Source organism: Nocardioides sp. CCNWLW239 (assembly GCF_037137035.1).
Lineage (GTDB): Bacteria > Actinomycetota > Actinomycetes > Propionibacteriales > Nocardioidaceae > Nocardioides.
Genome location: NZ_JBBBNW010000006.1, coordinates 261,741 through 274,932, shown reverse-complemented (window position 1 = coordinate 274,932; position 13,192 = coordinate 261,741). Strand labels below are relative to the sequence as shown.

Below are 13,192 nucleotides of genomic sequence, written 5' to 3'. Positions count from 1 at the left end.
ATTTCGCCCATGACACGACGATGGACGGCACTGCTGGCGGTGGCATTTCTGCTGGCAGGCTGTGGCAGCAGCGCGACGGAGGCAGACGACGGGGCCAGCGAGAAGCCCACCCCGGCGCCTTCGGTGAGCATCGACCCGGCCGACCTGAAGCCGGGCAACCAGCCCGCGACCCCTGAGGCGCTCGCGGCGATCGCGCTCCAGCATGCTCGCGTCGTGCCGGAGGAGTTCGACGGCGGCGACGACTACTTCGAGCAGGACGAGGTCGGCACCGTCCTGATGTGGGGAGACGACCGCTCGCTGGAGGTCAAGGCAGGCGCGGTCGACGACGACCTGCTCTCGACCTGGTGCCGCGAGGGGATGTCGGGCTGTGTCGAGGTGAAGACCGAGGCCGGCACCACCACCGTCGGCTGGGACCTCGCCAGCGATGGCACCCCGGGCCAGGTGATGGCCTCCTACCAGGCCGGGGGAGAGGAGCGCCGGGCCGCCTATCTCGGCGAGAAGATCACCGCAGACCCCCGCAAGCTCGACCTCGAGGTCAGCGTGGGCGACCTCGTCGCCCTGGTCACCGACCCGCGCCTCGGCACGAAGACGACCGCGAAGATGACGAAGGCGCAGGTCAGCGGCTTCCCCTCGGAGGGTGCCAACGGCGACAACGAGGTCGCGCTGACCGCCGGCGCGATCGCTGCGGAGCTCCTCGAGACCAAGGCGTACGCCGACATCGACTCCTTCGCGAAGGCCGACGTCTCCACCTACGGCAAGGGCGCGATCGGTGTCGTCGGCACCCGCCCCGACGGCAGCACCATCACCGCGATCCACGCTCCGAACCTGCCGGCGGCGCAGCGGAAGTGCCCCAAGGCGCTCACCTGCTCGAAGGGCGACACCGACGGCTACGACGGCTGGACCGAAGGATCGGCCGAGACCGTTCGCTGCCACCCGGCGGAGGGGGACCAAAGAGCGTTCTGCGCGGTCGTACGCCAGGAGGCGCCCGCCCCGTTCCCCGGGGACGACCTCGACCCGGTCCTCACCGGACTCGAGGGCGCGCTGGAGACTCTGTGGCCGACGGTCTCCGCCGAGAGTGCTCGTCGCGGTGAGTCGCTGGTCGGCTGAGGGCGGTCAGCGTCCGGCGATCCGCTGGCCCACGTAGGGCCGGTCCTCGTAGGCCTGCTCGTTGTAGACCTGGTCGTTGTAGACCTGATCGTTGAAGGCTGGGCTCCGCTGGCTCGGCGGAGCGAAGGACTCCGGCGGACGCGGCTGACGGTGCGCGGGCTGCGGGGGAGCAGCGGGCTGTGAGGCCACGGGCTGAGGAACCGGTTGGCGGTGGCTCGGCTGACGTGGACCAGGCTGGCGCTGATCACGCTGGCGCGGGCTCTGGAGATGCTGGGCCGGCTGCTGGTCCAGGTGCTGGGCCGGTTGCTGGCCCGGCGGCAGCCGGCGCGGGAGCGGAGTCTCGTCCCGGGGCTGGGGCTGGCGTATCGGCGGCTGGCGGGTCGGGTAGGGCTCGGAGGCGTAGTAGGGGTCCGACGGGTAGCGGGGCCGGGCCTGGGCGCCGGCCGGATCGTCCCACTCCCGGTCGCGTTTGCGGCGCCCGGACATCAGCGCGATGGCGCTGGCCGCCAGGGCCAGGACGATCATCGTCGCGACGATGATCCAGGTGAGCGGGCCGACGCCGCCCTCCTCGGCCGGCGCCGACTTCTTGATAGCCGCTGTCGCCGGAGCGCAGCCGCTCTGGACGCACTCGCCGTCGCTGGGGGTGCCGGTGACGACGAAGCGGATGCCGCGGTTCACCGAGCCCTGGAAGGTCAGGGTGTGCTTGCCCAGCCCGATGTCCTTGGGGAGCCGCCCCGACCATTTCGCGACGCCGCGGCCGTTGGCCTTGACGTCGGTCGAGAGGACCAGGGGCGTGGAGTAGACGACGACCTTGATGCCGGTCTCGTGCGGCTTGAAGCCGGAGGCCCGGGCGTGGATCACCTCGTCGGCGTCGACGGCGGCCTCGCCCAGGCCGGTGAGCTCCAGCCCTTTCGCCGTCGGCGGCTCCTCGGGTGCGGTCCACGGCTTCTCGGACGCCTTCTTACGCGGCTTCTCGCCGGCGCCGGAACCGGCGTTGGAGTCGCCATCGGTGGTTCGGCCAGGGGACGTATCACTGCCGGAGCCGGAACCAGAGCCGGAACCGGCGCCCGAACCAGAGTCCGAGCCGTCCGAGGAGCCGGTGCCGGACGAGGGCTCCTCGGCATCCGGAGAGCTGGGCGGCTGGGAGAGCGCGCCGAAGTCGAAGGGGACCCCTGCGTACCTCGAGTCGGACGAGTCGAAGACGTCGCGCCCCTCGGCGCGCATCGTCATGATCTGGTAGTCGGTGTCGGGGTCGAGCGCGGCGACCTGGGCCGCGTCGAGGGTGAACCGGTAGGTCCAGTCGTCGGGGTCCGCGGGATTGTGGACCACCGACTTGATGAACGTGCTCCTGGTGCCGGAGCCGCGGAATCCTGCCGGGTTGAGCGCGATCTCGATGCCCGGGTCGCGGCCCGTGTAGTCGGTGCCGTGCACGTCGAGGACCACGCCGCTCTTGGACTGCGAGACGATCGAGACCTCGACCTCGGCGTTCGAGAACGCGCTGCCCAGGCCGAGCGCATGAGTGGCGCCGACCGGCGCCAGCAGGATCGTGAGCGCTGTCAACAGCGTCACCGCGAGCCGAGAGAACACTGCAGACCTCACAAAGGCGGTCACTGGGGGCTGGGGGTGCTGGATGTCGGCCCGCCTCAGCCGACGCGGGTGGAAGGTAGCCCGGTTTACCCTGGATCGTGAGCCGCGTCACCCAGGTGTTGATCGCTTGCGTCGATATTGAGTCCGACGAGTGGTGTTCGGGCCGGTCAAACGCCGAAAACGCCCGGGAGGGTATGTCGTCCGTGTTGCACGTCCTCCGGGCCGGAAAATGTCGGCGGGAACAGGCAAGATGGTGCCTGTGAACGATGACGTGACCGCCGAGGCCGGACCTGAGCAGAAGAGCGAGCACCAGGAGCTCGCCGAGCAGATCGAGGACGCTCGCTACCGCTACTTCGTCCTCGACGATCCGGTGCTCTCGGATGCGGACTACGACCAGAAGTGGCGTCGGATCAACCAGCTCGAGGAGCAGTTCCCCGAGCTGCGTACGCCCGACTCGCCGACCCAGAAGGTCGGCGGCACGTTCTCGACGGAGTTCACCGCGGTCGACCACCTGCAGCGGATGGAGTCGCTCGACAACGTCTTCTCCTACGAGGAGCTCGCGGGCTGGTACGCGCGGATCGCCAAGGACGGGGCCGGCCAGGCCGAGCTGCTGTGCGAGCTCAAGGTCGACGGTCTCGCCATCAACCTGCTCTACGAGAAGGGCCGCTTGGTCCGGGCGCTGACCCGCGGCGACGGCCGCACGGGGGAGGACGTCACCCCGAACGTACGCACCATCAGGTCGATCCCGCACCGGCTCAGCGGCACCGACGAGTTCCCGGTGCCCGACCTGGTCGAGGTGCGCGGGGAGGTGTTCCTGTCCATCGAGGCCTTCGACAAGCTCAACGCGTCCTTGGTCGAGGCGGGCAAGCCGATGTTCGCCAACCCGCGCAACTCCGCCGCCGGGTCCCTGCGCCAGAAGGACCCGCGGGTGACCGCGAGCCGCGAGCTCGGCATGGTCTGCCACGGCATCGGGGCCCGGGAGGGTTTCCAGCCGGTCGCCCAGTCGCATGCGTACGACGCGTTGAAGGCGTGGGGTCTGCCCACCTCCAACCGGGTCAAGGTGCTCAAGACGCTCGAGGAGGTCGAGGAGTTCATCGGCTACTTCGGCGAGCACCGTCACGACGTCACCGAGCACGAGATCGACGGCGTCGTGATCAAGGTCGACGACATCTCGCTGCAGCGCCGTCTGGGTTCCACCTCCCGCGCGCCACGGTGGGCGATCGCTTTCAAATACCCGCCCGAGGAGGTCAACGCGAAGCTGCTCGCCATCGACGTCGGCGTCGGCCGCACCGGACGGGTCACGCCCTTCGGCGTCATGGAACCCACCAAGGTCGCGGGGTCGACCGTCGAGCGCGCGACCCTGCACAACGCCCACGAGGTGAAGCGCAAGGACGTGCGGCCCGGCGACACCATCATCCTGCGCAAGGCCGGCGACGTGATCCCCGAGATCCTCGGACCGGTGCTGCCGCTGCGCCCCGAGGGACTGCCGGAGTGGGTGATGCCCACCGAGTGCCCGGCGTGCGGCACCACGCTCGCCGAGCAGAAGGAGGGTGACAAGGACCTGCGCTGCCCCAACCACCGCGGCTGCCCGGCCCAGGTGCGGGAGCGGGTCTTCTTCGCCTCCGGACGCGGAGCCTTCGACATCGAGGGGATGGGCTACGAGGCTGCCGACGCGCTGCTGGCTGCCGAGGTGATCACCAACGAAGGCGACATCTTCGCGCTCGACGAGGCCAAGCTCGCCACCACGGCGTTCTTCACCCGGGCCGCGAAGAAGGCCGAGAAGGAGGCGGGCGCCGGCGACCGCGTGCTCAACGCCAACGCCCTGGGCCTGCTGCGCAACCTCGAGGAACGCAAGCAGGTCCCGCTGTGGCGGGTGCTGGTCGCGTTGTCGATCCGCCACGTCGGTCCCTCTGCGGCCCGCGCGCTGGCCACCGAGTTCGGCTCCCTCGACGCGATCTGGGCCGCCTCCCAGGAGGAGCTGGCCGCCACCGAGGGCGTCGGCGGGATCATCGCCGAGGCCATCGTCGAGTGGCGCCAGGTCGACTGGCACCAGGAGATCGTCGAGAAATGGCGTACGGCCGGGGTCTCCCTCGAGGACGAGCGCGACGAGTCGGTGGCGAGGACCCTCGAGGGCCTGACCATCGTCGTCACCGGATCTCTGGAGGACTTCTCCCGCGACGGCGCCAAAGAGGCGATCATCGCCCGCGGCGGCAAGGCCGCCGGATCGGTCTCCAAGAAGACCGACTACGTCGTGGTGGGCGACAACGCCGGTTCCAAAGCGGCCAAAGCCGAAGAACTGGGCCTCAAGATCCTGACCGAGGACGACTTCAAGGCCCTCCTCGAAAACGGCCCCGCCGAGACGTCAGTTTCTGACGCCGAGTAGTCAGTTATCGGCGCCGAGGGGTCGATTCTTGAACCGCGGGTTCGGCTATCGACCCCTCGGCGTCAGAAATCGACCTCTCGGGGTGGGGGCGTCTGGACGCAGGGAGGAGATACCCCCCATAGTGTGTCGCCGTGCTCGACGCTCTTCCCCCGCTTCTCACGGTCGCCGCGGTCATGCTGGTCCCGGCGACCGTGCTGTTGTTCCTGATCCGTACGCCTCCTGCGGGCTCCCTCACTGCCGGCACGGCTGGCCTCGCAGCTGCCGTCACCGGGGCGGCAGCTCTCGGGGTCGGCCTGCTGCTCGGGCAGGACGTGATCCGGGCGGCGATCGGAGGTGTCGTCCTCGGTGCGTCGCTGCTGGCGTGGCTGACTGCGGTGCGGGACTGGGACGTACGCGGACTGGTCGCCTGGGCGCTCACCATCGACGTCGGACTGCTCTACCTCACCTACGTCGGGCTGTGGACGGTCACCGTCCACCCCGGCATCTGGACGACGACGCTGTCGGGCCTGCTGTGGTTGCTGGAGGTCTTCGTCTTCGTGATCGGCGTGGGCTATCTGTGGGAGATGGTCGATGTGCTCGCCCGGCGCCGCTGGCGTGGGTGGCCGATCCGCGGCGAGTACCACCCGGGGTGGCACCGGCCGTTCGTGAGTCTGCACGTGCCGACCCACAACGAGCCGCCCGAGATGGTCATCGAGACGCTCCAGCGGATGCTGGAGCTGGACTACGACGCGTACGAGATCCTGGTCATCGACAACAACACCGACGATCCCGCGCTGTGGCAGCCGGTGCAGGAGTTCTGCGAGCAGTACGACGGGGTCACCTTCATCCATCTGGCCAACTGGCCGGGGTTCAAGTCCGGTGCGCTCAACTACGCGTTGACCAGGATGAACCCACGCACCGAGGTCGTCGGGATCGTCGACGCCGACTATCACGTGGCGCCCGACTTCCTGGCCCACAACGCACCGCTGTTCAGCGACGAGTCGGTGGCCTTCGTGCAAACGCCCCAGGACTACCGCGACTGGGACGTCTCGGGCTACTTCCGCCGGCTCTACCACTCCTACGGCTACTTCTTCGACGTCAGCCAGGTCTCGCGCAACGAGCGCAACGGCGCCATCTTCGGCGGCACCATGGGACTGATCCGCGCCTCCGCCCTGGTCGATTCCGGCGGGTGGGACGAGTGGTGCATCACCGAGGACGCCGAGCTCTCGCTACGGCTGCTGAAGATGGGCTACAACGGCATGCATGTCGACCGGTCCTACGGTCACGGAGTCATGCCGCTGACCTTCGAGACGCTCAAGAAGCAGCGCTTCCGGTGGTGCTTCGGCGGCATCCAGATCCTGCGGATGCACTGGCGCTCGCTGCTGCCGGGCCCTCGCACCGAGGACAACCAGATGACCCTCGCGCAGCGCTGGGCCTACCTCGTCGGTGGGCTGCAGTGGTTCGGCGACCTCGCGGGTGCGCTGTTCACCCTGTTCCTCATCACGGGCGCGCTCGACCTGATGCTGGGCGACGGCCTGGTCGTACGCCGCCTCTCCGGCCTTCTGCTGTTCGCCACGGTCGCGCTGGTGCTCTTCGGCGCGGCTCGCTCGATCGCGCTGGTCCGGCTGAGGAGCGGGGCCTCGTGGCGGGATGCGCTCGGTGCGTTCGGGCTGTGGCTGGCGCTCGGGGTGACCGTCGCACGCGCCTCCTGGCTCGGGCTGGTCTCGCGTGAGGGCACCTTCCTGCGTACGCCGAAGATCAAGGGCCGCCGCCCGCGGCTGCGCGACGTGGTGCGAGGCAACCTCGCCGAGTCGGTCGCGGCCGCGGTCTGCCTGGTCGTGGCGATCCCCGTGGCCGTCGCCGGCGGGGCGACCGGGGTCGCCGTCGCGGCTCTGCTCGGCTTCCAGGGGTTCGGCTACGCGCTGGCCCCGATCAACAGCTGGGCCGCGATCCGCAGCGACCTGCCCGCAGACCTGCGCCGCCGCCGGGAACGGATCTGGGCCTGGAGCGCGGCGGCTCCGGCCGCCCGCCGGGGCGGGCTCGTGCTGGCCTTCTCGGCAGTCATCCTGGCAGGGATGGTCGCGGTGGCGGCTCCGGTCGGCAGCCCGGAGGTGCCCCGGGTCGGCGACGTCCACGGTGCGCTGGAGAAGGCCGACACCGAGGAGAAGCGGGACGAGCGGGCACCTGCTCCGGGTGATGCCCGGGATGCGGACGAGGAACCGGCCGTCGCGCCGACCCCGACCCCGACGCCGCGGACGACACCGAGCCGGGACGTCGAGACAGCGACGCCCCGACCGACACGAACCGCCGAACCGACGCCGTCCGCGGAGCCCAGCCGCGGCACCGACCCGACCCAGGCGGCCTCCGACCGGCCCACGACCGGGGGACGGCCGACCGACAAGCCCTCTCGTGGCGGGCCGGACAAGGACCGGTAGGAGTCGTTCGCCGGCCCGGCGGGTCACACGTCGGTGAGGTGTCGCCAGGCGTGTACGACAGCGACCACGGCAGTCGGGCCGACGGCAGCGGTCAGCGCCAGCTGGGGCAGGCCGACGGCTGAGGCTGCTTCCGTCCCGCCCATTCCGGTCCACAGGGACGACGCGGCGTACGGGAACCAGGAGCCGGCGCCCAGAAGGACGATGACCTGCGTGGTGGCGATGAGGGCTACGAGTACGCCGATCGTGCCGAAGGCGCTGCGGGTGACCGTGGCGACCCACGCGAGCGGAAGAGCCAGTCCGATGCCGAGCAGGCCGGCGGTGAGGGCGGTAAAGGTGGCCCGTCCGAGTCCGGGGCCGGTGCTCGGTGGCCCTTCCGGGAGGATCGCTCCTCCCAGCGCTGCGAGAGCCAGGCCGACGAGCGTCGCGGCGAGAACGGCGGTCGCGAGAGTCGCGACGAGCGCCAGACAGCGAGCCAGGGCGATCGTCGTACGCGGCACCGTCAGCCCGAAGGACGCACCGGCGGTGCCGTCGGCGAAGGGCTGCCCGAATGCCCACGCCGTCGCGAACCCTCCGGCGGTGAGCACGGCGACGCTGAGGATCTGGGCGAGCGCCACCATGACCGTGGTGCCGGGCTCGCCGGCGGCGTACGGCGCCAGCTTCGCCGCGGCGGCGCCGTCTCCGTAGCCGGAGCGCGCCAGGGCCACGGCGCCGAAGCTGCCGCCCGGGACGAGCCCGGCCAGCACCGGAAGGGCGATCCAGAGGACCACCGAGCGGCGCAGCAGCAGCGCTTCCACTTGGAGGGCTGCTCCAAGGCCGGGAATCATGCTTCTTCTCCTGTTCTGTCGGCTCGGGGCACCTCGCGTTCGGCCGCGAGCACGCTCGCGAAGAAGCGCGACTCGAGATCGGGGCCACTGGGGTCGAAGTTCTCGACCACACGACCGGCGTGGACGGCGACGATGCGGTCCGCGACCCGGGACACCTCGTCGAGATGGTGACTGCTGACCAGGACGGCCGTGCCCTGTGCGGCCAGGTCCCGCACCAGCTGCCGCACGATCACCACGCCGCGCGGGTCCAGGGCGCTGGTGGGCTCGTCGAGGACCAGCGCGCGCGGAGAGTGGATCGTCGCGCTTCCGATGCCGAGACGCTGCCGGTTGCCCTGCGAGAGGGCGCGTGCGCGGACGTCCGCCCAGGCATCCAGAGCGAGCTGTCTCCTGGTGTCGCCGACCAGATCCTCGATGTGACCCACGGGGCAGCCGTGCAGTCTCGCGGCGGCCCGTAGGTTCTCCGTCACGGTGAGATCCGCGAAGACGAGCGGTGCATCGACCACGTGCCCGAACTGTGCCGCGACGCTCGGAGGCAGCTCTGCGGCGTCATGGCCGAGGATCTCCGCGGTTCCGGAGTCGGGGCGGAGCCTGCCGGTCAGCGCGCGCAGCGCGGTCGTCTTGCCCGCGCCGTTGAGGCCGATCATCGCGACCACCTCGCCGTGGTCCACGTGCAGGGAGAGGTTGTCCACGGCCGGGCCGGTCGCGGTCGTACGTCGTCTGCGCCAGGGTGCTCGACGGGTGCTGAAATCGTGGCTGACCGAGTCGAGGAGCAGCGCTGTCATGGTCGCTCGCCAGTGATCAGCCCGGTGGAGGTCGGGGTGAGTTGGTCGAGGGCGTGGCGCACGAGATCCTCCAGCGAAGCGTCCTCGTCGAGCGTGATGCCGTCCGGGTCCGCCCAGGAAAGCAGCGCCGCGGTCACCGCACCGAGGACGGCCGCAGTCGCGATCACGGCGTCCAGGCGGGGCGCACCGTCAGCGGTCAGCCGCTCGACGATCGCGTCCTGTGTGTCTTGGGTGGACGCGTTGACTGCTGCCCGCAGGCTCGGGTGACGAGCGACGATCGCGACGCGTCGGCGGGCTGTGGCGTCCTCGACGGAGGCGATGCCGGAGACAATGCTGAGGAAGCCCAGTCGGACCCGCTGGAGCGGCGGCAGGTCGAGAGGCTGCGCCCCGACTGCCTCGGCGATGAGCGGATCGTAGGGGTCGGTGACCAGCACCGCGTCCTTGGTGGGGAAGTGCCGGAAGAAGGTCATCTGCGTGATACCGGCGGCTTCGGCGATCTCGTTCACGGTGGTCATGTCGTACCCCTGATGCTCGAACAGATCCAGAGCCACATCGAGGATCCGAGCCCTGGTGCGAAGCGACTTGGGAGTGACCATGCTCCTAATGTTAGTTGCTAACATTCTGAGGTGGCAACACCGGTGGGTCACCGAGATGAGAGTTGGGGGTTCTGCCGCCTAGGATGTGCGGCATGCCAGAAATCACCCGCGACGAGGTCGCGCACCTGGCCGACCTCGCCCGCATCGACCTCAGCGACGCCGAGCTCGATCACCTTGCCCCGCAGCTGCAGGTGATCCTCGAGTCCGTCGCCTCGATCCAGGGGCTTGCCGGCGACGACGTGCCTGCCACCTCCCACCCGCTTCCGCTGACCAACGTCTTCCGTGAGGACGTCGTGACCCCGAGCCTGACGCCGGAGCAGGCGCTCTCCGGAGCGCCTGCGGTCGAGGACCAGCGATTCTCGGTGCCGCGGATCTTGGGGGACGAGCAGTGAGCGAGCTGATCCAGAAGACCGCGGCCGAGCTGATCGACGCGCTCGCCGCCGGCGAGACCACCTCGGTCGCACTGACCCAGGCCCACCTCGACCGCATCGCCGCGGTCGACGGTGACGTCCACGCCTTCCTGCACATCGACGCCGAGGGTGCGCTGTCGCAGGCCGCCGCCTCCGACGCGCGCCGAGCCAACGGCGACGCGCTGCACGCTCTCGACGGCGTCCCGATCGCGGTCAAGGACGTGCTGACCACCATCGGTCTGCCGACGACCTGCGGCTCCAAGATGCTCGAGGGCTGGGTGCCGCCCTACGACGCGACGGTCGTCAAGAAGATCAAGAACGCCGGTCTGCCGATCCTCGGCAAGACCAACATGGACGAGTTCGCGATGGGCTCCTCGACCGAGCACTCGGCGTACGGACCGACGAAGAACCCATGGAAGCTCGACCGGATCCCCGGCGGCTCCGGCGGTGGCTCGGCGGCCGCCGTCGCCGCCTTCGAGGCGCCGCTCGCGCTCGGCACCGACACCGGTGGCTCCATCCGCCAGCCGGGCGCCGTCACCGGCACCGTCGGGGTGAAGCCGACCTACGGCTCGGTCTCCCGCTACGGCCTGGTCGCCCTGGCCAACTCGCTCGACCAGGTCGGTCCGGTGACCCGCACCGTCCTCGACTCGGCGCTCCTGCACGAGCTGATCGGCGGTCACGACCCGCTCGACTCGACCTCCACCACGACCCCGGTGACCGGGCTCGTCGACGCCGCCCGAGCCGGTTTGACCGGCGACCTCAAGGGTCTCAAGGTCGGGGTCATCAAGGAGCTCGCCGGCGAGGGCTGGGCCCCGGACGTGATGCGCAAGTTCAACGAGTCGGTCGACATCCTCACCAAGCTGGGTGCCGACGTCGTCGAGGTCTCCACCCCGAGCTTCCAGCACGCGATGGCGGCCTACTACCTGATCCTGCCGGCGGAGTGCTCCTCCAACCTGGCCAAGTTCGACGCGATGCGTTACGGCCTGCGGGTCACGCCCGACGGCGACCCGAGCGCCGAGGACGTCATGAAGGCCTCGCGCGACGCCGGCTTCGGTGACGAGGTCAAGCGCCGCATCATCCTCGGCACCTACGCGCTGAGCAGCGGCTACTACGACGCCTACTACGGGCAGGCGCAGAAGATCCGCACGCTGATCATCGAGGACTTCAAGAAGGCCTTCGAGCAGGTCGACGTGCTGGTCTCCCCGACGTCCCCGAGCACTGCGTTCCCGCTGGGGGCGAAGCTCGACGACCCGCTGGCGATGTACATGCAGGACCTGGCCACCATCCCGGCCAACCTGGCCGGCACGCCCGGCATCTCCATCCCGGCCGGGGTCTCCGACGTGGACGGGCTGCCCGTCGGCGTGCAGATCCTGGCGCCGGTCCTGGAGGACGCCCGTCTCTACCGTGTCGGTGCCGCCCTCGAGGCCGCCATCGGTCCGGTGCTCTCGATCGACAAGCTGGAGGTGGCCCGATGACGACGGAGACTTTGGTTCCGTTCGACGAGGTGCTGGAGCGCTACGACCCGGCGATGGGTCTCGAGGTCCACGTCGAGCTCAACACCAACACCAAGATGTTCTGCGGCTGTCCGGCGACGTTCGGCGGCGAGCCCAACTCTCAGGTCTGCCCGACCTGCCTCGGCCTGCCCGGCTCGATGCCGGTCGTGAACGCCAAGGCCGTCGAGAGCGCGATCCGGATCGGTCTCGCGCTCAACGGCAAGATCGCGGAGTGGTGCCGGTTCGCCCGGAAGAACTACTTCTACCCGGACATGCCGAAGAACTTCCAGACCTCCCAGTACGACGAGCCGATCGTCTACGACGGCTACCTCGACGTCGAGGTCGAGGGCGAGACCTTCCGGGTCGAGATCGAGCGCGCCCACATGGAGGAGGACACCGGCAAGACCACCCACATCGGTGGTGCCACCGGCCGCATCCACGGCGCCGACTACTCGCTGGTCGACTACAACCGCGCGGGCATCCCCCTGATCGAGATCGTCACCCGCCCGATCCTCGGCGCCGGTGCCAAGGCGCCGCTGGTGGCGAAGGCCTACGTCGCCGCGCTGCGCGAGATCCTGCTGGGTCTGGGCGTCTCCGACGTACGCATGGACCAGGGCTCGATGCGCTGCGACGTCAACCTGTCGCTCTCCCCGAAGGGGTCGGGCAAGCTCGGCACCCGCACCGAGACGAAGAACGTCAACTCGCTGCGCTCGGTCGAGCGGGCCGTACGTTTCGAGATGTCGCGCCACGCCGGGATCCTCGACGCGGGGGAGGCGATCTTCCAGGAGACCCGCCACTTCCACGAGGACACCGGGACGACCTCCGCCGGACGGGCCAAGTCCGACGCCGACGACTACCGCTACTTCCCCGAGCCGGATCTCGTCCCGGTCGCGCCGTCGCGCGAGTGGGTCGAGGAGCTGCGCGGCACGCTGCCCGAGCCGCCGGCCGAGAAGCGGGCCCGGCTGCAGGCCGAGTGGGGCTACTCCGATCTGGAGATGCGTGACGTCTGGGCCGCCGGCGCGATGGTGCTGATCGAGGAGACGGTCGCCGCCGGCGCCTCGCCGCAGGCCGCGCGCAAGTGGTGGATGGCCGAGCTCTCCCGGGCCGCCAACGACCGCGGTGTGGAGCTGGCCGGTCTCGGGGTCACCCCGGTCCAGGTCGCCGAGGTGCAGAAGCTGGTCGACGGCGGCTCGCTGACCGACAAGCTCGCCCGCCAGGTCTTCGAAGGCCTGCTCGCAGGTGAGGGCACGGTCGCCGAGATCATCGACGCCCGCGGCCTCGCGGTCGTCTCCGACGACGGCGCCCTCGGTGCGGCCGTCGACGAGGCCATCGCCGCCCAGCCTGCGGTCGCGGAGAAGATCCGCGGCGGCAACCAGGCCGCGGCCGGTGCGCTCATCGGCGCGGTCATGAAGGCCACCGGTGGCAAGGCAGACGCCAAGCGCGTCCGCGAGCTGATCCTGGAGAAGCTCGCCTGACACCCTGCCGAGTCGGCCCGTCTTGACACCAGAATCCGCCGAGTCGGCCCGTCATGACGGGCCGACTCGGCGGTGGTTCTGGTCAAGACGGGCCGACTCGGCGGGGCTGGGGACTGGCAGA

Annotated in this window: 10 protein-coding genes; 6 read left to right on the top strand and 4 right to left on the bottom strand. The window is 70.1% G+C overall.

Features of this window, described 5'->3' with window-relative positions; translation table 11 throughout:
• Positions 1–9: 9 nt before the first annotated feature.
• Positions 10–1,107 (top strand): hypothetical protein, encoded by a 1,098-nt coding sequence (locus tag WBG06_RS21960; RefSeq protein WP_336739246.1) that lies wholly within the window; start codon positions 10–12, stop codon positions 1,105–1,107.
• Positions 1,108–1,113: 6 nt separating this feature from the next.
• On the opposite strand, the gene WBG06_RS21955 is transcribed toward WBG06_RS21960, so the two are convergent.
• Positions 1,114–2,667 carry a hypothetical protein gene (locus WBG06_RS21955; protein WP_336739244.1) on the bottom strand — a complete coding sequence of 518 codons (1,554 nt, stop codon included), beginning with the start codon at positions 2,665–2,667 and terminating at the stop codon, positions 1,114–1,116.
• A 277-nt stretch (positions 2,668–2,944) separates the two neighbouring features.
• Here WBG06_RS21955 and ligA point away from each other — a divergent pair, with 277 nt between their 5' ends.
• Complete coding sequence (ligA, locus tag WBG06_RS21950; protein WP_442945494.1) at positions 2,945–5,077, top strand: NAD-dependent DNA ligase LigA; 2,133 nt, start codon at positions 2,945–2,947, stop codon at positions 5,075–5,077.
• A 131-nt stretch (positions 5,078–5,208) separates the two neighbouring features.
• A complete protein-coding gene (locus WBG06_RS21945; protein WP_336739240.1) occupies positions 5,209–7,491 on the top strand; it encodes a glycosyltransferase in 2,283 nt (760 codons plus the stop codon).
• A gap of 23 nt (positions 7,492–7,514) precedes the next feature.
• Here WBG06_RS21945 and WBG06_RS21940 read toward each other — a convergent pair whose 3' ends face one another.
• From WBG06_RS21940 to WBG06_RS21930, 3 genes are read right to left on the bottom strand one after another with little or no spacing between them, the layout of a single operon-like run.
• Positions 7,515–8,315, bottom strand: coding sequence for a hypothetical protein (locus tag WBG06_RS21940; RefSeq protein WP_336739238.1), 801 nt, complete (start codon positions 8,313–8,315; stop codon positions 7,515–7,517).
• Positions 8,312–9,097 carry an ABC transporter ATP-binding protein gene (locus tag WBG06_RS21935; protein ID WP_336739236.1) on the bottom strand — a complete coding sequence of 262 codons (786 nt, stop codon included), beginning with the start codon at positions 9,095–9,097 and terminating at the stop codon, positions 8,312–8,314. The genes WBG06_RS21940 and WBG06_RS21935 overlap by 4 nt, the downstream gene beginning before the upstream one ends.
• The gene (locus tag WBG06_RS21930; RefSeq protein WP_336739234.1) at positions 9,094–9,693 is read right to left on the bottom strand and encodes a TetR/AcrR family transcriptional regulator; all 600 of its coding nucleotides are present in this window, start codon (positions 9,691–9,693) and stop codon (positions 9,094–9,096) included. The genes WBG06_RS21935 and WBG06_RS21930 overlap by 4 nt, the downstream gene beginning before the upstream one ends.
• 92 nt (positions 9,694–9,785) lie before the next feature.
• On the opposite strand from WBG06_RS21930, the gene gatC reads away from it, so the two are divergent.
• Genes gatC through gatB form a run of 3 tightly spaced genes read left to right on the top strand, consistent with a single transcriptional unit; the run spans position 9,786 to position 13,071 of the window.
• Positions 9,786–10,085: an Asp-tRNA(Asn)/Glu-tRNA(Gln) amidotransferase subunit GatC gene (gene gatC / locus WBG06_RS21925; RefSeq protein WP_336739232.1), complete on the top strand. Its 300-nt coding sequence runs from the start codon at positions 9,786–9,788 to the stop codon at positions 10,083–10,085.
• Positions 10,082–11,578, top strand: a complete 1,497-nt coding sequence (gene gatA, locus WBG06_RS21920) for an Asp-tRNA(Asn)/Glu-tRNA(Gln) amidotransferase subunit GatA (RefSeq protein WP_336739230.1) — start codon at positions 10,082–10,084, stop codon at positions 11,576–11,578. The genes gatC and gatA overlap by 4 nt, the downstream gene beginning before the upstream one ends.
• A complete protein-coding gene (gene gatB, locus WBG06_RS21915) occupies positions 11,575–13,071 on the top strand; it encodes an Asp-tRNA(Asn)/Glu-tRNA(Gln) amidotransferase subunit GatB (protein ID WP_336739228.1) in 1,497 nt (498 codons plus the stop codon). Before gatA ends, gatB begins: the two co-directional genes overlap by 4 nt.
• Positions 13,072–13,192: the final 121 nt, after the last annotated feature.